At 47.6% G+C, this 21,944-nt stretch carries 19 protein-coding genes; all 19 read left to right on the top strand.

The annotated features are described in order from the left end of the window. Nucleotides 1-55 precede the first annotated feature (55 nt). Nucleotides 56-1,243: an MFS transporter gene (locus tag MCG98_RS06830; RefSeq protein WP_240301227.1), complete on the top strand. Its 1,188-nt coding sequence runs from the start codon at nucleotides 56-58 to the stop codon at nucleotides 1,241-1,243. Next, complete coding sequence (locus tag MCG98_RS06835) at nucleotides 1,240-2,211, top strand: uroporphyrinogen decarboxylase family protein (protein WP_240301229.1); 972 nt, start codon at nucleotides 1,240-1,242, stop codon at nucleotides 2,209-2,211. The genes MCG98_RS06830 and MCG98_RS06835 overlap by 4 nt, the downstream gene beginning before the upstream one ends. A 300-nt stretch (nucleotides 2,212-2,511) precedes the next feature. After that, complete coding sequence (locus MCG98_RS06840; RefSeq protein WP_240301231.1) at nucleotides 2,512-3,969, top strand: UDP-N-acetylmuramoyl-L-alanyl-D-glutamate--2,6-diaminopimelate ligase; 1,458 nt, start codon at nucleotides 2,512-2,514, stop codon at nucleotides 3,967-3,969. Between the two features lie 3 nt (nucleotides 3,970-3,972). Continuing rightward, nucleotides 3,973-6,198: a primosomal protein N' gene (gene priA, locus MCG98_RS06845; protein ID WP_240301233.1), complete on the top strand. Its 2,226-nt coding sequence runs from the start codon at nucleotides 3,973-3,975 to the stop codon at nucleotides 6,196-6,198. Nucleotides 6,199-6,412: 214 nt separating this feature from the next. Beyond that, nucleotides 6,413-6,904, top strand: coding sequence for a peptide deformylase (def, locus tag MCG98_RS06850; RefSeq protein ID WP_240301235.1), 492 nt, complete (start codon nucleotides 6,413-6,415; stop codon nucleotides 6,902-6,904). After that, nucleotides 6,905-7,846, top strand: coding sequence for a methionyl-tRNA formyltransferase (gene fmt, locus MCG98_RS06855; protein ID WP_240301237.1), 942 nt, complete (start codon nucleotides 6,905-6,907; stop codon nucleotides 7,844-7,846). 13 nt (nucleotides 7,847-7,859) lie between these two features. Further along, nucleotides 7,860-9,215 carry a 16S rRNA (cytosine(967)-C(5))-methyltransferase RsmB gene (rsmB, locus tag MCG98_RS06860; protein ID WP_240301239.1) on the top strand — a complete coding sequence of 452 codons (1,356 nt, stop codon included), beginning with the start codon at nucleotides 7,860-7,862 and terminating at the stop codon, nucleotides 9,213-9,215. Beyond that, nucleotides 9,212-10,252: a 23S rRNA (adenine(2503)-C(2))-methyltransferase RlmN gene (gene rlmN / locus MCG98_RS06865; RefSeq protein WP_240301245.1), complete on the top strand. Its 1,041-nt coding sequence runs from the start codon at nucleotides 9,212-9,214 to the stop codon at nucleotides 10,250-10,252. The genes rsmB and rlmN overlap by 4 nt, the downstream gene beginning before the upstream one ends. Before the next feature lie 14 nt (nucleotides 10,253-10,266). Then, entirely contained in the window at nucleotides 10,267-11,010 is a 744-nt protein-coding gene (locus MCG98_RS06870) for a Stp1/IreP family PP2C-type Ser/Thr phosphatase (protein ID WP_240301253.1), read from the top strand. Continuing rightward, nucleotides 11,004-13,145: a Stk1 family PASTA domain-containing Ser/Thr kinase gene (gene pknB, locus MCG98_RS06875; protein ID WP_240286306.1), complete on the top strand. Its 2,142-nt coding sequence runs from the start codon at nucleotides 11,004-11,006 to the stop codon at nucleotides 13,143-13,145. Before MCG98_RS06870 ends, pknB begins: the two co-directional genes overlap by 7 nt. Nucleotides 13,146-13,153: 8 nt before the next feature. After that, a complete protein-coding gene (gene rsgA, locus MCG98_RS06880; protein WP_240286310.1) occupies nucleotides 13,154-14,038 on the top strand; it encodes a ribosome small subunit-dependent GTPase A in 885 nt (294 codons plus the stop codon). Nucleotides 14,039-14,040: 2 nt separating this feature from the next. After that, entirely contained in the window at nucleotides 14,041-14,700 is a 660-nt protein-coding gene (gene rpe, locus MCG98_RS06885; RefSeq protein WP_240286304.1) for a ribulose-phosphate 3-epimerase, read from the top strand. Between the two features lie 18 nt (nucleotides 14,701-14,718). Continuing rightward, on the top strand, nucleotides 14,719-15,366 hold the full coding sequence (locus MCG98_RS06890) for a thiamine diphosphokinase (protein ID WP_240286302.1): 648 nt from the start codon (nucleotides 14,719-14,721) through the stop codon (nucleotides 15,364-15,366). A 139-nt stretch (nucleotides 15,367-15,505) separates the two neighbouring features. Then, nucleotides 15,506-16,603: a redox-regulated ATPase YchF gene (gene ychF / locus MCG98_RS06895; protein WP_240301260.1), complete on the top strand. Its 1,098-nt coding sequence runs from the start codon at nucleotides 15,506-15,508 to the stop codon at nucleotides 16,601-16,603. 100 nt (nucleotides 16,604-16,703) lie between these two features. Beyond that, nucleotides 16,704-17,597, top strand: coding sequence for a prolipoprotein diacylglyceryl transferase (gene lgt / locus MCG98_RS06900; RefSeq protein ID WP_240301268.1), 894 nt, complete (start codon nucleotides 16,704-16,706; stop codon nucleotides 17,595-17,597). A 259-nt stretch (nucleotides 17,598-17,856) separates the two neighbouring features. Then, nucleotides 17,857-18,288 (top strand): division/cell wall cluster transcriptional repressor MraZ, encoded by a 432-nt coding sequence (mraZ, locus tag MCG98_RS06905; protein WP_240301277.1) that lies wholly within the window; start codon nucleotides 17,857-17,859, stop codon nucleotides 18,286-18,288. Nucleotides 18,289-18,316: 28 nt separating this feature from the next. Further along, on the top strand, nucleotides 18,317-19,258 hold the full coding sequence (rsmH, locus tag MCG98_RS06910; RefSeq protein WP_240301284.1) for a 16S rRNA (cytosine(1402)-N(4))-methyltransferase RsmH: 942 nt from the start codon (nucleotides 18,317-18,319) through the stop codon (nucleotides 19,256-19,258). 29 nt (nucleotides 19,259-19,287) lie between these two features. Further along, the gene (locus MCG98_RS06915) at nucleotides 19,288-19,809 is read left to right on the top strand and encodes a hypothetical protein (RefSeq protein ID WP_240301286.1); all 522 of its coding nucleotides are present in this window, start codon (nucleotides 19,288-19,290) and stop codon (nucleotides 19,807-19,809) included. Between the two features lie 8 nt (nucleotides 19,810-19,817). Continuing rightward, nucleotides 19,818-21,911, top strand: coding sequence for a penicillin-binding transpeptidase domain-containing protein (locus MCG98_RS06920; RefSeq protein ID WP_345891630.1), 2,094 nt, complete (start codon nucleotides 19,818-19,820; stop codon nucleotides 21,909-21,911). The last annotated feature ends 33 nt before the right edge of the window (nucleotides 21,912-21,944 follow it).

The raw sequence follows: 21,944 nt of genomic DNA on the forward strand, positions 1-21,944 counted from the left end.
GACTGGTATAATATAGTCATAAAAAGCAAAAGAAAATCAAAATGGAGGGTTTCACATGGAAAAGACAAAAGATTCCAGACGGTGGCTGCTGCTGCTTCTGATGCTCGCGGCATTTGCAGTTACTTTTATGACCAGATTTGTCTGGTCACCGCTCAACACAACGGTAACGGAGGAACTTGGACTGTCAAATGTCGCAGCAGGTTCTTTTATGTCGGCATTTTTTATCGGCTACGTTATAACACAGATTCCGGGGGGAACACTGGCAGACCGTTTTGGGGTCAAATATGTCCTGTCGGCAGGTGTGCTTGTGACCGGTCTCGCTTCTATTGGAATGTCATTTATCACAGATTATACGCAGGGCATGATCTGTCGTGTCATCACCGGTCTTGGAGCGGGCGTGGTGATGGCGTGCTGCAGTAAAGTTATCAGTGAATATTTTGAACAGAAAGACAGGGGGATCGCTTTTGGTATTCTGCTCGTCGGTCCGACAGTGGGACTTACGGTCGCTAACAAACTGGGAGCAAGGCTGCTGGTTGATTACAGCTGGCAGGCAGCATTTCGCGTGGTTGGCTATATCGCCATAGCCATCGCGATTCTCATATTTGTGACTGTAAAAAATATTAAATCAGAAGCAATCGGGCAAAAGGTGACGCTCCTGACGGGACTGAAAATTGTGTTTACGACACGGAACCTGGTCTGTGTCTGTTTCGCCGGTTTTTTCTATATGTTTCTGAATCTTGGCGTGTCCACATGGGCCAACACTTATCTGGGCAGTATTGGATATGAAACAGTACAGGCGGCAGGTGTTATGAGCATTTACAGTATCGGTGGGATTATCGGCTCACTGCTGACCGGGATTATCGTAAAAAAATTCAACATGAATGTAAAATTCTATCTGATCGGCGTATATATCCTGATTGCCGTTGTGACACTGATTTTTGGTTTCCAGACCAATCTCGGCATTTTGAAGGCAGCAGGCTTTGTCTATGGTTTTGCAACATATCTTCCGAATGCACATCTGAATGCGCTGATCACAAAATATGCTCCCGATCATCTTGCCGGATCGGTGATGGGAGTTCAAAATTGTGTCTTCCAGATGGCATCCATTCTGTCACCGATGGTTGTCGGCTGGACGGTCGATCTTACAGGAACATTTAGAACGTGCTGGTTTTCACTGGCGGTAATGCCGGTCATCGGCCTGGTATTCCTGTTTATTTTAAGAGAGCGGAGGGAAAAAATATGATTTCAAAAAAAGAAAATGCATTAAAACTGTATCGCCATGAAATGCCGGAGTTCCTTCCGATCATGGGGGAGGGTATTATCAATAATGTTCCGGTCAGCGGCTATCTGGAACGGGCAGCCGGCGGCAGGGATGGCTATGACTGGTTTGGAGTACACTGGATGTGGAAAGAAGGGGAGCCGGCGCCTGTCCCGGGACCTGATTTTCTGCTGAAAGATATTGCGGATTGGCGTGAGGTCGTGAAATTTCCGGATCTGGAACAGTTTGACTGGGAACAGGCGGCAAAAAAAGACCGGATTTTGGAATTTAACCGCAGTGATGCCCTGCTTTATCAGATGATACACAATGGTATCTTTGAGCGCCTCCACACTTTTATGGGGTTTGAGGATGCATTGTGTGCCCTTTTGACAGATCCTGATGAGGTAAAAGAATTTTTTGAGGCAATGGCCGATTATAAATGCCGTCTGATCGACAAGATCGCCGAGTACTACAGACCGGATATTATCTGCTATCACGACGACTGGGGAACGCAGCGTGCCCTGTTCTTTGCACCGGAAGTATGGAGGGAGCTGATAAAAGAGCCGACCAGAAAAATTGTGGAACATGTACACAGCAAAGGAATACTCTTTGAACTTCACAGCTGTGGAAATATCCAGGATCTGATACCGGAAATTGTGGATGACCTGAAAGTTGACGGGCTGAACATTATGAAACTGAATGATATTCCGCGCATGAAAAAGCTTACGGGGACGAAAGTGGTCTATAATGTATACTTTGACACCCAGAAGCTGGATGTGATGGAAAGCGCAGGTACGCTGACTGAACGTGCTGTCAGGGAAAGCATTCGTGAAGAAATTATGGAGCTTTCCGAAGGAGGCTGCTATATTCCGGCCCTTTTGCTGGTACGCCCGGAGTGGACAGATATTATTATGGATGAGTATGAGTCATGCAGAGAAAAATTATATAAATAGAACAAAAAAACGGAGACCCGCTTATGCGGGTCCCTGTTTTTTTAAATGAGGGGGGAGATAGTGAGTGGTTAATCAACTATCCAATACCTACTATACAGGAAAATTGTGAGGAAAGTGTGGACATTCCATAAAAGAAACAAAAAGATTCTTTAGAAATTATTAAGATGCCAGGAAAGGTTTCTGTATGTGAACACGGACCCGTTTCAAGTTGAAAACCCTTTTTGAGTGTGATATTCTATAAGATGAGTTAGAATACGCAGAGTGTTCTGTCACGAAGCAGATGCAAAACGGAGGTGCGGCATGAAGCTTACAAAATTATTGGAACGTCTGGATTACGAGATAATAAACGGAAGTGAAGATGTTGAGATAACGGAAGTGGTGAACGATTCCAGAAAAGCCTGTGAAGGTTCGCTGTTTATCTGTGTCAGGGGAGCTGTCGCTGACGGCCATGTTTTTGTACCCGCCGTGGTGCAGCAAGGCGCAAAAGCGGTCGTTGTAGAAGAGGAAGTTCAGGTTCCGGCAGGGATAACTGTGATAAAGGTTTCGGACAGCCGGTATGCCATGGCTGTGATTTCAGCTGCGTACTTCGGATATCCGGCAGATAGTCTGCGGGTAATTGGAATTACCGGGACGAAAGGAAAAACAACGACTACCTATATGGTGAAATCGATTCTCGAAAATGCAGGGTATAAGGTGGGGCTGATCGGAACTATTGAGACGATTATCGGAGATGAAGTGATTCCGTCGAAGAATACGACACCGGAATCATTTACCGTTCAGAAGTATTTCAGGAAAATGCTGGATGCCGGATGCGACTGTGCGGTGATGGAAGCATCTTCGCAGGGATTCAAGCTTCACAGAACTGCAGGATTTACTTTTGATATCGGAATCTTTACCAATATTGAGCCGGATCATATCGGTCCGAATGAACATGCTGATTTTGAGGAATATCTTAAGTGCAAAAGCCAGCTGCTCAGGCAGTGCAGGGTGGGCATTGTGAATGCAGACGATGAGCATCTGGAAGACATGATCAAGGGACATACCTGTAAGCTGGAGACATTTGGATTTTCTGAGGATGCAGACCTTCGGGCAGTCAATGCACATCTCATCTCGAAACCCGGATATCTGGGTGTCGCATATCAGGTGGAAGGCCTTATGGATTTTTCCGTCGAGATTGACGTACCGGGAAAATTCAGTATTTACAATTCGCTGACGGCGATTGCTATCTGCCGTCATTTCAATGTTTCGGAAAATGATATCATTCAGGCACTGAAGCAGGCGAAAGTCAAAGGAAGGATTGAGATGATCAAAGTCTCCGATGATTTTACGCTGATGATTGATTATGCCCATAATGCGATGAGCCTGGAAAGTCTCCTGACAACGCTGCGGGAATATCATCCCCACCGGCTGGTATGTCTGTTTGGCTGCGGAGGAAACAGATCAAAGCTCCGGCGGTATGAAATGGGAGAAGTATCCGGCAGGCTGGCAGACCTTACTGTCATCACATCGGATAATCCGAGGGATGAGGAACCTCAGGCGATCATTGATGATATTAAAGTTGGAATTGAAAAGACAGACGGGAAATTTGTAGAGATTGCAGACCGGAAAGAGGCGATCGCCTATGCCATTCACCATGGAGAACCGGGCGATATCATTGTGCTCGCAGGCAAAGGCCATGAGGACTATCAGGAGATCAGGGGTAAGAAATATCCGATGGATGAAAGGGATCTGATCAGGGATATTCTGGAAGGAAAATAGCAGATGGAAAAAACATATGCAGATGTAATTGTGGACATTACCAGCGAAAAACTGGATCGGACATTTCAATACCGGATTCCTGAAGAACTCGAAAGTTCCGTGCGGATTGGAATACCGGTTCTGGTGCCTTTCGGCAGGGGAAACCGCATGACGAATGCATATGTAGTCGGGATCACACAGGAAGCGCAGTTTCAGGAAGACAGGATGAAAGAAATTGCGGCAGTTCCCGGGCGCCCTGTCGGTGTTGAGACCAGACTCATTGCGCTTGCTTCATGGATGAAGGAGACGTACGGTGCCACTATGATACAGGCGCTCAAGACTGTACTCCCTATGAAACAGGAAGTCAGAACGAAACAGAAGCGGACGATTTGCCTTTTGCAGAAGCGGGAGGAAGCACAGGAGTTTCTGCGGGAATGTGAGAAAAAGCATCGCACTGCCAGGGCAAGAGTGATGAAGGCGCTGCTTGAGCAGGGAGAACTGGATTATGCACAGGCACTAAGAGAACTGAACGTTACCTCTGCCGTGCTTGGTCCGCTCCTTGAACTGGGGATCATCAGTGTGGATTCTGAGACTCTGTACCGCTCGCCGAATCTTCCTGAATTTGATGAAGAACCGGAACCGGTTTTGTCAGAAGAACAAAAGCATGCTGCCAGACAGATCTGTGAAGAGATGAACAGTGACAGCCCCAGACCCTGCCTGGTATACGGCATAACAGGGAGCGGCAAGACTCGTCTTTATATGGAGATCATCGACCGTGTGCTGCGGGGAGGACGCCAGGTGATCGTCCTGATACCTGAGATCGCACTGACGTATCAGATCGCCGCGCGCTTCCGCCGCAGATTCAGGGGAAAAGCAGCTGTTATTCATTCACGTATGTCGCAGGGGGAGCGCTGGGACGCCTTTGAGCAGGCCAGAAACGGCCAGGTACAGGTGATGGTAGGACCAAGGTCCGCGCTGTTTACGCCCTTTCCGCAGCTGGGACTGATCATCATTGATGAGGAGCATGAGACCTCCTATAAAAGCGAAGGCACTCCGCGCTATCATGCCAGGGAAACTGCTGTCATGCGGGCGACACTGGAGGACGCTGCCGTGGTAATGGGATCTGCCACTCCTTCACTGGAAGCGTATTACCGTTGTCAGTCGGGGGAATACCGTCTGTTAACACTGACACAGCGATTTGGAAGCGGCATGCTACCGAGTGTATATACAGTGGATATGAGGGAAGAATTATCAGAAGGAAATACTTCTATTATAAGTCGTTCACTGCGGGATGCGATTCAGAAAAGACTGGATAACAGAGAACAGACGATCCTGTTTCTCAATCGCAGGGGCTATGCGGGCTTTCTTTCCTGCAGGTCCTGTGGCCATGTGGTAAAATGCCCCCATTGTGATGTTTCACTGTCGCTGCACCGTGGCGGAAAAATGGTGTGTCACTACTGCGGCTATACAGAAAAAGAAAATTCAGCCTGTCCGTGCTGCGGATCACGTTACATCGGGGCATTCCGCGCGGGAACACAGCAGATCGAGGACATGGTCAGGAGAATGTTTCCGCAGGCAAAAGTACTGCGCATGGATATGGATACAACCAGGAAGAAGGACAGTCATTCTGAAATACTGTCTTCTTTTGCCGGAGGAGAAGCGGATATTCTGATCGGGACACAGATGATCGTCAAGGGACATGATTTTCCCCGGGTTACGCTTGTGGGCGTGCTGGCTGCGGATCTATCCCTGAATGCAGACGATTACCGCTGCGCAGAACGCACCTTTCAGCTGCTGGTTCAGGCGGTTGGACGCGCAGGCAGGGGGAAATCACCGGGAGAGGCATTTATTCAGACGTACCAGCCAGAGCACTACAGTATCAGGGCAGCCGTGCAACAGGATTATCCTGCATTTTATCAGGAAGAGATCGCATACCGGATGCTGATGGATTATCCGCCTGCCTGCGCGATGATGGCGGTGACGGGCAGTGGAGAGGATGAAGAACAGCTGGCTGTGGCGATGCAGTATATTCGGAAATATATTGAGAATGTCAACCGGGATAACCGCCTTTCCATCATAGGACCCGCAGATGCCACTGTATCAAAAATTCAGGACAGATACAGGAAGGTGCTGTATCTGAAGCATCCGCTGGAGGCGTATCTCGCTGCAGTGAGAACAAGAACAGAGCGGTATATGGAGGTCAATGCGGGATTCCGAAAACTGTATATACAATTTGATCTGAACAGCTGATAAAACATCAATTTGTAACCGTTCAGAGGGCGGGAATATTGACACCAAAATCAGCGTCAGGCTCGCTTGTAAGCGGGTTTTGGTGTCAATATTAACATCGGAGGAACCTCCGATGCTTCTTGTATGGCCGTCGGCCATGCAAGAAGATGCCCCCTCTGAACAGTTACATCAATTTTAATATATGCCGAGGAACATATAAGAAATGGAGGAAATTATGGCAATTCGTAATATCAGAAAGATGGGCGACCGTGTACTTACAAAAAAATGCCGCCCTGTGGAAGAAATGACTCCGAGAATCAGGGAGCTGATCGGTGATATGCTGGATACCATGTACCAGGAATACGGTGTCGGGCTGGCAGCTTCTCAGGTGGGGGTTCTGAAAAGGATCGTAGTGATTGATGTCGGTGAAGGGCCACATATACTGATCAATCCGGTGATTGTGGAGACGTCCGGAGAGCAGACCGGAGACGAAGGATGCTTAAGCCTTCCGGGCAAAACCGGGACGGTGACACGTCCGAATTATGCGAGAGTAGAAGCTCTGAATGAAAATATGGAACCGATCGTACTCGAGGGAACGGAGCTTTTGGCCCGCGCAATCTGCCATGAATGTGATCACCTGGATGGCATTATGTATGTGGAGCATGTAGATGGCGAGCTCCGTGATGTGGCTGCTGATGAAGAATACGAAGATGAGGCTGAGGAATAAATGAGAGTATTATTTATGGGAACCCCGGACTTTTCTGTGGGGACATTGGAGGCTCTGGTGGAGGCGGGACATGAGATCGCAGCAGTAGTGACCCAGCCGGACAAACCTAAAGGGAGAGGCAGGGAAATGCAGCCTACCCCCGTCAAGGAGGCAGCATTGAAGTACAGCCTGAATATACTGCAGCCCCAGCGAGTCCGTGATGAGGCATTTCTGGATCAGCTGGAAGAACTGCATGCGGATATTGCGGTTGTAGTTGCCTTCGGACAGATTATTCCAAAGCGGCTTCTGGAGATGCCGAAGTACGGATGCATCAATGTTCATGCGTCACTGCTGCCTGATTATCGGGGAGCGGCACCGATTCAGCGGGCGGTCATTGACGGCAGAAGGGAGTCGGGTGTTACTGTTATGAAGATGGACGAAGGTCTCGACACCGGTGATATGATCGCCAAAGTGAGAGTGCCGCTTGAGGAAACGGAAACAGGGGGAAGCCTTTTCGAAAAGCTGAGTGCAGCAGGAGCAAAGCTGCTGGTGGAAACACTCCCTGAGATCGCATCAGGTGAGGCGGTATATGAAAAGCAGCCAGAGGAAAGTCCGACTCCTTATGCGGCTATGATCACAAAGAGTATGGGGATGATTGACTGGAAAAAAAGCGCAGTGGAACTGGAACGGCTGGTGAGGGGACTGGATCCGTGGCCGAGTGCGTTTACAGGCTGGAATCACAAAATACTTAAGATATGGAAAGCAACCGTTTGTGAAGAAAACAGCAGTTTTCATCCGGGACAGGTTGTCCGTGTTTCAAAGGACGGAATCTGTGTCCAGACAGGACAGGGCCTGCTGTGCATTCGTGAACTGCAGCTTGAGGGTAAAAAACGCATGGCGGCAGAGGCTTTCCAGCGCGGAAATGAGATAAAAGAGGGTGCAGAGTTGACTGTGTCCCGGTAAGCGAGGAGTACAAATGGCAAGTGTAATCAGCACCAGAGAAATCATACTCGGTGTATTATTGGAAATCAACAGAGACGGGGAATACAGCCACATAGCGATCCGAAATGCACTGGATAAATATCAGTATCTCCCGAAACACGACCGGGCTTTTATAACGCGTGTCTGTGAGGGAACCATAGAATATATGCTCAGGATTGATTATATCATTGAGCAGTTTTCCAGTGTGAAAGTTGAGAAAATGAAACCTGTGATCCGGGAGATTGTACGAAGCGGCGTCTACCAGCTGATCTATATGGACCGGATACCGGATTCTGCAGTCTGCAATGAGGCGGTAAAACTGGCACAGAAAAAAGGTTTTTACAGTCTCAAAGGCTTTGTGAACGGAGTGATGAGAAATGTGGCCCGCAATAAAGAAAATATCACATATCCGCCTGTGACCCAGCCAATCGCCTATCTGTCGGTAAAGTATTCAATGCCGGCCTGGCTTGTCGAAAAATGGGTGCTGGAATTTGGGTTTGAACAGACAGAACGTATGGCAGCGGATTTTATGGAAGACAAGCCTACGACTATCCGCTGTGTACAGTATATGATCAATACGGAGGTTACGATCCAGAGACTGAAAGAGCAGGGGGTTACGGTGGAAAAGGCCCCGTATCTGGGCTATGCATACTACATTTCGGATTATAATTATCTTTCTATGCTGAATGTCTTTAAGATGGGATGTATTATGGTGCAGGATCTCAGCTCCATGCTTGTGGCTGAAGTGGCAGCTCCGAAAAAAAATGATTATGTCATCGATCTCTGTGCCGCACCCGGCGGAAAAAGCCTGCACATGGCGGATAAGATGATGGGATACGGAAGCGTGGAAGCCAGAGACCTTACTGACTATAAGGTGGGTATGATTGAAGAAAACATTCAGCGGATGAATGCGATCAATGTACATGCGGTCTGTCAGGATGCGACGGTGTTTGACAGAGATTCCATTGAAAAAGCCGATATTGTTCTGGCTGATGTGCCGTGCTCCGGTTACGGTGTGATCGGAAAGAAAACGGATATTAAATACAAGGTGACGGCACAGAAACAGGAGGACCTGATCATACTGCAGCGAAAGATCCTGCACAATGCTTCTTCCTACGTGAAAGTCGGGGGAACACTGGTCTACAGTACCTGTACGATTGGAAGAGAAGAAAACGAGAATAATATTGCATGGTTTGTGAAAAATTATCCGTATGAACTGGAAAGCCTGAATCCCTTCCTGCCAGAAGAACTGCATGGAGAGACTACTCCAAAAGGTTACCTTCAGCTTCTGCCGGGAGTGCATAAGACGGATGGATTTTTTATTGCCAGAATGAAAAGGACAGGGAAATGACACAGACGCGGGATATTCGTTCCATGACGTTTTCTGAATTGAAAGACGTGATGGAAAAAATGGGTGAGAAGTCTTTTAAAGCCGGTCAGATTTTTGACTGGCTGCACAGGAAAATGGTTTCCGGATATGACCAGATGACCAATATATCCAGGACACTGCGGGAGAAACTGCAGAGGGAGTACCCTCTGTATGAACCGGAGGCAGTACAGGTGCAGACCTCAAAAATTGACGGTACAAAAAAGATTCTGTTTCGCCTGCAGGACGGACATGTGATAGAGAGTGTGTGGATGCAGTATCAGCACGGAAATTCTGTCTGTATATCATCTCAGGTCGGCTGCCGGATGGGCTGCAGGTTCTGCGCCTCCACGATCGGCGGTCTTACCAGAAACCTGACCGCCGCAGAGATGCTCCTGCAGATATACAGGATTCAGAACCTGACTAAAGAAAGGGTTTCTAACGTGGTAGTGATGGGAACGGGAGAACCTTTTGACAATTATGATGAATTACTGAGGTTTTTGAATATCCTGACAGATGAACGGGGGCTTCATATCAGTCAGCGCAACATTACGGTTTCGACGTGTGGAATTGTGCCGAAGATCTATGAACTGGCAGATGAAAAACTTCAGATCACACTGGCCATCTCTCTGCATGCGCCGAACGATGAAAAGAGAAAGGCATTAATGCCCATCGCCAACCGGTATTCCATCGGGGAGCTGCTTGCAGCCTGTCGGCATTATTTTAAACAGACCGGCCGGAGGCTGACATTTGAGTACAGTCTGGTGGGCGGAAACAATGACAGCCAGCAGGATGCCGACGAGCTGGCGGAGAAAATAAAAGGCCTGAACTGCCATGTAAATCTGATTCCGGTGAACCCGATAAAAGAGCGCAGTTTTGTGCAATCTGACAAAAAAGATGTGGAGAAATTCAAAAATAAGCTTGAAAAATACGGAATAAATGTTACTATTAGAAGAGAAATGGGGCGAGATATTGACGGGGCCTGCGGCCAGCTGCGCAAAAGCTATCTTGATCAAAACTAAAAGGAGTGTGGGGAATGAAAGCATTTTCTGTTACAGATGTTGGGCAGATTCGACAAATTAATCAGGACTACATATATACATCTGAGCAGCCAATAGGAAATCTTCCAAATCTTTTTGTGGTGGCAGACGGGATGGGAGGACACAATGCAGGTGATTTTGCTTCCAGCTTTGCAGTGAAGGTGCTGGTAGAATCAGTGAAGCAGGACATTAACTTCAATCCAATAAAAATTATACGCAGTGCGATTGAAACTGCGAATGAACAACTTTTGGAACAGGCATCCAAAAATGAAGAACTCAAAGGCATGGGCACTACAATCGTTGCAGCAACTGTTGTGGGGCGATATATTTATGTTGCAAATGTTGGGGACAGCCGGCTGTATGTGGCCGGTGATAAAATGGAACAGGTGACCAGAGATCATTCTCTGGTAGGGGAGATGATACGTATGGGCGAGCTTAGCCAGGAGCAGGCCCGTAACCATCCGGATCGAAATATTATCACCCGGGCTCTCGGGACCGGGCCGGATGTGGCAATCGATTTCTTTGACGTCAAGTTGGAGGATAATGCCAGGATTATCATGTGTTCCGATGGACTGTCTGGTATGCTTACCGACGATGAGATATTCGAAATACTGACTTCGTGCGGGGATGGGGAAGATCCTGCGGAAGTACTGATGCACAGGGCGAATGATAACGGCGGCAGAGATAATATTGCAGTCATTGTGGTTGAACCATTTAAAAAAGAGGTGAGAGAATGTTAAAAGAGGGAATGATTCTAGTAGAACGTTACGAGATTATCAGCAAGGTCGGTACCGGAGGAATGGCGGACGTTTATAAAGCACGTGATCATAAGCTGAACAGACTCGTGGCGGTTAAGGTTCTGAAACCGGAGTTCCGGGATGATAAATCCTTTGTTGCAAAATTCAGGAAAGAGGCGCAGGCAGCAGCCGGTCTTGCACATCCGAATATCGTCAACGTCTATGATGTCGGAGAGGATGAGGGCGTCAACTTTATCGTGATGGAATTGGTTGAAGGCATTACGCTGAAGGATTATATTAAAAAGAAGGGTAAATTAAGCGTCAAAGAGGCGACCAGTATTGCAATCCAGGTTTCACTGGGGCTGGAAGCTGCTCATAACAGTGACATTGTACATCGCGATGTCAAACCGCAGAATATTATCATTTCGACGGACGGAAAGGTAAAGCTGTCCGATTTTGGAATTGCGAGGGCCGTGTCCTCCAACACAATTACATCGAATGTGATGGTCTCTGTGCATTACAGTTCTCCGGAACAGGTGCGCGGAGGATACAGCGATAAAAAAAGTGATATCTATTCTCTGGGTGTCACAATGTATGAGATGGTTACGGGACGGGTACCGTTTGACGGGGACACATCTGTCGCGATCGCTATAAAACATCTGCAGGAAGAGATGGTACCGCCGTCGAGATATACGCCGGATCTGCCGTTCAGCCTGGAACAGATCATTTTAAAATGTACACAGAAAAGTGTTGACCGCAGATATAATAACCTGTCGGAAGTGATTGAAGATCTGAAACATTCACTGGTTGACCCGAACGGAACATTTGTACAGCTGGCGCCGCTCTCAAGCCATGCCCAGACTGTCCGCATTTCACAGGAAGAACTGGATGCGATCAAAGATGGAAAAACAGATGCACAGGATACGCAGTATCAGGAGCAGCCTGTCATTTATGACGACAATGATGAAGATGAGTATGATGAAGAAGATGACGATGATGAAGGCGGAATCAGCAGCAAGCTTGAAAAAGCAATGACCATCGGGGGATTTATCATCGGTGCGATCATCATCTGTATATTGATTTATTTTATCGGAACTGCGGCAGGTATCTTTAAGTTCGGTTCAGATAATAAGAAGAAAGAGCCACAGCAGATTGAAGAAAACCAGGATGACCAGGAAGATGAAGCGGCTGATGATGAGGATATGGTAGAAGTGCCGGAACTGCGGGGAAAGACAGTGGCAGAGGCAGAGGAGGCACTCAAGGATACTGGAATCGGTCTTAAAAAAGTGGCGGAGGAAGCATCCGATGAGTATGCGAAAGGTCAGATCATGAGGCAGAGTGAGGCGGCGGGTTCTAAAGTCCAGAAACACACAACGATAGAATATACCCTGAGTACGGGAAGTGCCCAGCTGACAGTGCCGAATATTGTCGGACAGCCGCAGGCTGATGCAGAAGCGGCTCTCCGTGATATGGGACTGGAGACGAGTGTACAGCAGGACTACAGTGCAGAAGTTGCGATCGGCAGCGTCATCTCGGTCAGTCCGGATGTTGGGACATCCGTCAATGTGGGTGATACCGTAACACTGGTTGTCAGCAAAGGAGCTACAGACGTGGAAGTAACGGTACCGAGTGTCAGAGGAATCTCTGAAGAAGATGCAAAGGCAACGCTGGAAAATCTGGGGCTTGTCGTGACAGTAGAGACGGGAACAAGTAACGCCGTCGGCGAGGGCGAAGTTTATGAGCAGAGTATTTCGTCGGGCACGAGAGTGAACAGCGGAACTGAGATTACGATCAGTGTAAACCGGGCAGACGCAACGAACAACACCCCGATGCAGAATGATTCGCCGGGGGATGATGAGTCGCAGACGGGCACATACAGCGGAACATGGGCATGCAGCAAGCGTCTGGGTGAACCGAGCAACTATTCAGGCGGAGCGGTGAAACTGGATCTTGTACAGAATGTTAATGGTGAGACTGTGACGACACCTATCGTTGAGGGGGCCACTATCTCATTCCCGTATAATGTGGAGATCACAGGCGCTGACGGTGTGGAAACCGGAACGGTTTATCTCTATGAACTTGTGGACGGAGATTACGTTCAGCGGGCACAGTATACCGTACCGTTTACCGAGTCATAATACGTATGATGCATGGAAGGATAATGAAAGGAATTGCCGGCTTCTACTACGTTACAGTAGCAGGAGCCGGGGTTTATGAGTGTAAGCCGAAGGGTATATTCAGAAAAGAAAAAATCAAACCGCTCGTAGGGGATGAGGTCGAGATCGAAGTGCTGGAGGAATCTGAAAAGACCGGCACCATCGTTGAAATACATCCGCGAAAAAACGAACTGATTCGTCCGGCGGCTGCAAACATTGACCAGGCCATGGTGATTTTCGCGATCGAGAACCCAAGGCCCAGTTTTTCTTTGATGGACCGTTTTCTGATTATGATGGAACGCCAGGGGATCAGGACGACCATCTGTTTTAATAAAAAAGAGATGGCAAAAGAAGAGGAACTTCGTCTGCTCTGTGAAACATATGCGTCCTGTGGATATCAGGTGCTTCTTACGAGTGCACGCCTTGAGGAAGGTATTGAGGAGATAAGGGAATTGCTCCAGGGGAAGACAACAGTCATTGCCGGGCCTTCGGGGGTGGGAAAATCTTCGATTACCAATCTTCTTCAGAAGGAAGTGTGTATGGAAACGGGAGAGATCAGCCGCAAATTAAAACGCGGACGCCATACGACCCGCCATGCGCAGTTGATTCAGGTTGACACAGACACGTATCTGATGGACACGCCGGGATTCAGTGCGCTGACAGTGGAAGATATGGAAAAAGAAGACTTAAAAGATTATTTCATGGAATTTCAACCATATGAGGGGACCTGCAGATTTCAGGGCTGTGTGCATATCTCTGAACCGGATTGTGCGGTCCGCCGCGCAGTTGATGAGAAAAAGATCAGTTCTATACGTTACGCGGATTACAGGGAACTGTTTGAGGAATTGAAGGAAAAGGAAAAGAGGAGGTATTAAGTATGTATCAATTGTCACCATCTATGCTGTCGGCAGACTTTAACCGTCTGGGGGAACAGCTGAAATTGATTGAGGAGTCTGGAGTCAGGTGGCTGCATATCGATGTGATGGACGGAGATTTTGTCCCGAGCATCTCTTTTGGAATGCCTGTGATCGCATCAATCCGTAAAGAAAGCGGACTGTTTTTTGATGTACATCTTATGGTATCTGATCCGGTACGCTACATTGATGATTTCGCAAAAGCAGGTGCCGATATGATCACGGTACATGCAGAGGCGTGCAGACATCTGGAAGGATGTATCTCTGATATTCACAAGGCAGGCTGCAAAGCAGGCGTTGCGCTCAATCCGGCAACACCACTGTGCCAGCTGGAGTATGTGCTGCATAAACTGGACATGGTACTTCTGATGACGGTAAATCCAGGCTTCGGCGGACAGTCTTATATCGAAAAATCCACAGATAAGATCAAAGAGCTGAAAGAGATGATCAAATCACGCGGACTGGAAACTGATATTCAGGTTGACGGAGGAGTAAACAATAAAACCATCGACAAAGTGCTGGAGGCAGGTGCAAATATTATTGTCGCAGGTTCTGCAGTGTTCGGCGGAGATATCAGGGCAAATATTGCCAACTTTCAGGATGCATTTAAACGTTATGAATAGAAAACAGGGAAGCAAAAAGTGAACACATTGATTATCAGCGGGGGCAATATCAATTCTGATCTTGCCCTTGATTTTATGGAAAAACAAAAACCGGATTACATTATAGCTGCGGACAGGGGACTTCTGTTTGCGTGGAAGCATAAAATCATTCCGGATTATATTGTAGGTGATTTTGACAGCGTTCCCTCTGATGTGCTCCAGGAATACCGCAGTCTTAACAGGATTCCAATAAGGGAGTACAATCCTGTAAAAGACGCAACGGATACCCAGATCGCACTGGAGAAGGCAATCTCGCACGGGAGCAGCCGGATATGGCTGCTTGGCGCTACCGGGACAAGGCTTGACCATACGCTGGGGAATATTTATTCCCTGAAACCTGCACTGGAGGCAGGGATACCGGCGTATATCCTGGATGAGTACAACCGGATTTCGCTTGTCAGCGGTGAGATTCGGCTGAAAAGAGAGGAACAGTACGGAAAATATGTTTCATTTCTGCCGCTGGGAGAACAGGCAGAAGGTCTTACACTCGAAGGGTTCAAATATCCTCTGAAGGATTACACACTGAAAAATGACAGCGGGCTGGGCGTGAGTAATGAGATCACGGCGGATGAGGCTTATGTTTCAATGGAAACAGGCATCCTTATCATGATCCAGTCACATGACTGAGGTCGGCAGGATATTTACACAGGCCAGTATCTGTGATAAAATCTACAGGATTATGGCAGGGTGACTGTGTACATCCGAACCAGGTTCAAATGTACACGATTACTTTAAATACAGTAATAAGATATAGGAGATCAATACAATGAAATTAGGAATTGTCGGACTTCCCAATGTGGGGAAAAGTACACTGTTTAATTCACTGACAAAGGCTGGTGCGGAATCTGCGAACTATCCATTCTGCACAATAGACCCAAACGTGGGAATCGTTCCGGTTCCGGACGAGAGACTGAAGATGCTTGGAGATTTTTACCAGTCTAAAAAGGTAACGCCGGCAGTCATAGAGTTTGTGGACATCGCCGGACTTGTAAAAGGGGCATCTAAGGGGGAAGGACTCGGCAACCAGTTCCTGGCCAACATCCGGGAAGTGGATGCGATTGTACATGTTGTACGCTGCTTCGAGGATTCCAATGTTGTTCATGTGGACGGAACCATTGATCCGCTGAGGGATATCGAAACGATAGAACTTGAGCTCGTTTTCTCTGATCTGGAAATACTGGAACGCCGTGCGGCGAAGACAGCAAAGACGGCCAGAAATGATAAGAGTGCGGCAAAGGAACTGGTGACGATAGAAAAACTGAAAACACATCTGGAAGCCGGCAAACCGGTCAAGACACTGGAAACTGTGGACGATGATGAGCAGGCGCTGATCAATTCCTATAACCTGCTTACCCAGAAGCCAGTGATCTTTGCAGCGAATGTTGCGGAGGATGATCTGGCAGATGACGGTGCATCCAATCAGTATGTGCAGAAGGTGCGGGAATTTGCGGCGGAAGAAGGCAGTGAGGTATTTGTGATCTGCGCACAGATAGAGCAGGAGATCGCAGAACTTGAGGAAGAGGAAAAGAAAATGTTTCTCGAGGATCTGGGATTAAATGAATCCGGTCTGGAGAAACTGATCAGGGCAAGCTACCGCCTTCTGGGACTGCTCAGTTATCTCACATCCGGTGAGGATGAAACCCGTGCCTGGACGATCAAAAACGGAACAAAAGCGCCGCAGGCAGCAGGAAAGATTCACACAGATTTTGAACGTGGGTTTATCAAGGCAGAGGTTGTCAACTATCAGGATCTTCTGGACTGCGGGTCATACGCAGGGGCCAGAGAAAAGGGACTGGTACGTATGGAAGGTAAAGAATACGTGGTAAAAGACGGAGATGTGATTTTATTTCGGTTTAATGTGTAAATCAGCAAATTCTGAATGTTTGCAGGAGTGTGGGAGTTGCAAGGCAGCGGAGCAATCCGTGGCATCATGATCAACTCAAAAAGAAGAAGGTGGACAGCAAATGGATACAGCGATCAATTTTCCGCATCTGGGGATTCACCTGGACAATGTGGGTAAGATGTTTCAGGTTTTTGGGATAGACATTGCATACTACGGTGTCATCGTTGTGACGGGGATGATGCTCGGGATGCTTGTGGTTTTGAGAGAGGCCAGACGCGTCGGCGAGAATACAGATTATTATTGGGACATGCTGATCATCGGCCTTGTGGCCGGAGTGGTTGGAGCCAGAATCTATTATGTGGTATTTGCCTGGGATATTTATAAAGACAATCTGCTGGAAATTTTTAACACGAGGCATGGGGGCCTGGCCATTTACGGCGGGATCATCGGGGCTGCGGTTGCGGTTTTTATTTATTCCAGGATAAAAAAAATGTCTTTCACCAGAATCGTGGACTGCATAGCACCTGGACTTCTGCTGGGACAGATTATCGGCAGATGGGGGAATTTCTTCAACCGGGAGGCATTTGGCGGATATACCGACAGCCTGCTGGCAATGCAGCTTCCGGTATCTGCAGTGAGAGAAAATGAGATCACACAGCAGATGTGGGCGCATGTGCAGACGGTAGGAGGCGTGGATATGATTCAGGTTCATCCCACATTTCTGTATGAAGGAATCTGGAATCTGTGCATTTTAATTCTTTTGCTGATCTACCGAAAAAAGAAAAAGTTCGACGGAGAGGTTTTTCTGCTGTATCTCATTGGATACGGTCTGGGACGTGTGTGGATCGAAGGGCTGCGTACAGACCAGCTTCTGATTCCCGGAGTGGGGCTTCCGGTTTCCCAGGTTTTGTCCGGCATCCTGGTGGTGGCGGCTGCCGCTGCCATTTTATGGAAACGGAAAAAAATGAAAAAAACTGCTTCAACACTAGATGTTGTGGATGAAAATAAAGAGTAGAGCATACCTTGTATAAAGGGGAGAAATCAAGCTGATTTCCCCCCTTTTTTTGTCGAAAAACCGCGGAAACTTCACAAAAAGTTCTTTAAAAAAGCATTATTTAAGTCTTGTTTTTTAGGGGGAAGTAGAGTAATATAAGAACATAAGTGGTGGCAAGTGGTAAAAGGTGGTGATGAATGGAGAGAATGTGGCAGTTTTCTCCTAAGCGCCGCCGGAAGTGCAGGGGAGAGATACACTTCCGACGAAAGAGGTTGTTATTATGTTCATGGGAGAGTACAGTCATTCAATTGACACGAAGGGGAGATTAATCATACCGGCAAAGTTTCGTGAGCTCCTGGGAGAGGAGTTCGTTTTGACGAAGGGTCTGGACGGATGTTTATCAATTTATCCCATGGAAGAATGGAAAGCCTTTGAAGAGAAGCTGAAAGCTTTACCACTTACGAACAAAAATGCAAGAACCTTTTCACGTTTCTTTGTTGCAGGGGCAACAGTCTGTGAACTGGACAAGCAGGGGAGGATTCTCGTGCCGGCTACGCTGCGGGAATTTGCTGGTCTGGAAAAAGACGTGGTACTTACTGGAAATATCACCAGAATTGAAATCTGGAGCAAAACCAAATGGATGGAAAACAGCAGTTATGATGATATGGATGCCATTGCAGAAGGGATGCAGGATATGGGTATCGTAATCTAAGGGGAAAACACTGCACAGGAGAATCGAATTGGAGTTTAAGCATAAGTCAGTATTACTTCAGGAAACGATTGACAATCTAAAGGTAAAACCCGATGGGATTTATGTCGACGGTACACTGGGAGGTGCCGGACATGCCCTTGAGGTATGCAAATTGTTATCTGCCACGGGGAGGTTTATCGGTATAGACCAGGATGCAGCTGCAATAGAGGCTGCGGCCGGCCGTCTGAGGGACTATCAGCATATCACGACGATCATCCGCAGCAACTATTGCAACATGGTCCGGGAAATACAGAACCTTGGTATTCAGGAGGTCGATGGTATCGTACTGGATCTCGGTGTGTCTTCATACCAGCTGGATACGAAAGAAAGAGGGTTCACATATCGGGAGGATGTACCGCTTGATATGCGTATGGACCAGCGTCAGGATAAGACGGCCAGAGACATCGTGAATGGCTACAGTGAAAATGATCTGTACCGGATGATTCGCGATTACGGCGAAGACAAATTTGCAAAAAATATTGCCAAGCATATTGCAAAAGCGAGGCAGGAAGCACCGATTGATACGACAGGGGAACTGGCGGAAGTGGTGAAGAGGGCCATTCCGATGAAGATACGGGCAGTCGGGGGACATCCTGCGAAACGGACCTTTCAGGCAATCCGTATCGAGCTGAATCAGGAGCTCGATGTGTTGAGAGATTCCCTGGATGGCATGATCGATCTTTTGAGCGATGGAGGGCGAATCTGCATTATTACGTTTCACTCACTGGAAGACCGGATTGTAAAGACGATTTTCAGAAGAAATGAAAATCCCTGTACGTGTCCGAGCAATTTTCCGGTTTGTGTCTGCGGTAATGTATCGAAGGGGAGGATTATTACGCGCAGGCCCATATTGCCGAAAGAAGAGGAACTGGAAGTCAACAAACGTTCGAAAAGCGCAAAGCTTCGTGTGTTTGAAAGAAAGAAAACCTGAAAAAAGTCTTGACAGTCAGGAGATAGTAAATGGCGAATTCATCAAGAAGGGTAAATTCAACGAGATCGGATTATTACAGAGGACAGTCATACATCAGCGGAAATACTGTGCGCAAACTGGATGAAATGCCGCAGCGGCATGAGCCGGGGCGAGGCCGGAAGGCGCAGCCGTCAAGAGCCGGCAGGGCAGTCAGTGTGTCAACACAGAAAAACCGTATGAAAGCAACACAGATGAGCCGCGGTTATGTTTTATTTCTTGCGCTCATCTCGATTATCACGCTGTTCTTATGTGTGTCATATCTTCAGAGGCGGGCAGAACTCACATCACAGCTGCAGGCGATGGCAAGGCAGGAGTCTGAACTCAGTACACTGAAGGCGGACAATGACGCGCTTTATAATACCGTTATGGCTTCCGTGGATTTGGAGAGTGTAAAAAACACAGCAATCAATAAGCTGGGCATGCAGTATCCGACAGAAGAACAGATCGTGACGTATGATACGGCAGGAAACAGTTATGTACGTCAGTATCAGGATGTGCCTGGCACGGAGTAGGTGAAACAGTGGCTAGAAGACCAAGAAAAACAAAAAAAACGAGGCGCGTATACAAAGCGTTTACAGAACGAAAATTAAATAGCAATATGAGGAAAAAGCTGGTATGGTCATTTGGAGCGGTCATACTGGCTTTAGTAGGTTTATCGATCAGAATCACATATATTAATGCTACAAGCGGCGAACGTTACAAAAAACAGGTGCTTACGCAGTCTCAGCAGCAGTACGACAGCCGTGTGATTCCGTTTAAGCGGGGAGATATACTGGACAAAAACGGCACGATTCTGGCGACAAGCGAAAAGGTATACAATGTGATCCTGGACTGCAAAGTTGTTAACTCCAATGAAAAATATCTGGAGCCAACAATCAAGGCGCTTGTGGAAGTACTGGGACTCGACGAGGAGATGGTTCGTGCCAAACTGACCGGTGAAGAGACAAAATCCAGCCAATACCAGATTCTGAAAAAAGAACTTTCCATCACAGACAAGAAAAATTTTGAAGATTACTGTGATACCGAAGAAAAGGAAATGTCCAAGGATGAGCTTGCCGAACGTCAGAACGTTAAAGGTGTCTGGTTTGAAGAAGACTATCTGCGCACGTACCCGATGAATTCGCTTGCATGTGACGTGATCGGGTTTACCTATTCGGGAAATACGGCTGACTGGGGAATCGAGGGATACTATTCCAGTACGCTCAATGGAGTAAACGGCAGGCAGTACGGTTACTTTAATTCGGATGCTGATGTTGAGCAGACGATTATTGAGCCGCAGAGTGGAAACAGTGTAGTTACAACGATTGATGTCAATATTCAGGAAACTGTGGAAAAATATATCAAGGATCTGATGGATGGCCTCGCAAATGGTCCTAATGGTGCGAAAGGTGCGAAGAACGTGGGGGTTGTGGTAGCCGATCCCAATACAGGAGAAATTCTGGCAATGGGAAGCTCGGATCCCTACAATCTTAACGACCCGCGGGATCTGACGCCATTTTATACTCAGGAAGAGATTGATAAAATGTCAAATGAGACCATGCTGGATAATCTGAATGGCATCTGGAAAAACTACTGTATCAGCGATGCTTATGAACCAGGTTCAACAGTGAAACCTATGTCTGTGGCAGCGGCTCTTGAGAGCGGAGATATCGCCTATGATGATACTTTTTACTGCGGCGGATATGAGGTGGTGGCCGGTGAGACGATCAAATGTTCCGTTTATCCCGGGGCTCATGAGACACAGACACTGTCCGAGGTAATGAAAAATTCCTGCAATTCCGCACTGATGCAGATGGCAGAGAAGATGGGTGTGGAAGATTTTATCCGTTATCAGAACGTATTTAATTTTGGATCCAAGACAGGCATCGATCTGCCGGGCGAGGCATCCGGTATTACTCACACTACGGATACGATGGGGCAGACAGAACTTGCCACATCATCTTTTGGCCAGGGATATACCTGTACAATGATTCAGGAGACGGCAGCGATCTGTTCCGTGATCAACGGGGGGAATTATTATCAGCCGCATATTGTGAGCAAGGTCCTCAACAGCGATGGTGCAGTCATAAAAAACGTAGAACCTGTACTTATGAAACAGACCGTGTCTGAAGAAGTATCAGCCCATATCAGAGAATACATGGGAGCAGTTGTCGCGTCGGACGGTACCGGGAAATATGCCAAGGTGGATGGATACAGCATGGGCGGGAAGACCGGTACGGCTCAGAAGATACCGAGGGGAAATGGTAAATATCTGATATCGTATGTCGGCTTTGCACCGCTTGATGATCCCCAGGTAGTCATATACGTAGTTGTGGATGAGCCGAATGTAGAGATTCAGTCAATCAGTACCTATGCACAGTATCTCGCTCACAATATCATGGCGGATATTCTGCCCTATATGAATATATTCCCGGATGAAGGAACGGACGGGGAATCGGGAGACGATGGGATCACACTTGAAGAGATTTTTGATATGGAGGGTGAAGACCGCACTTCGGAGGGGGTGTCCGACACTTCTGTTCCTGAGCCTCTTGAGGATGATGAAGAAGTGGAAGGCGGAAATACACAGACGGACGACGGAGTCACAAATGAGGAGGCCGGGCTGGAAAATTAACGGCGAAAAAATCCGACAGTTGACAGATTGGGT

Source organism: Ruminococcus sp. OA3 (genome assembly GCF_022440845.1).
Classification (GTDB): Bacteria; Bacillota; Clostridia; order Lachnospirales; family Lachnospiraceae; genus Ruminococcus_G.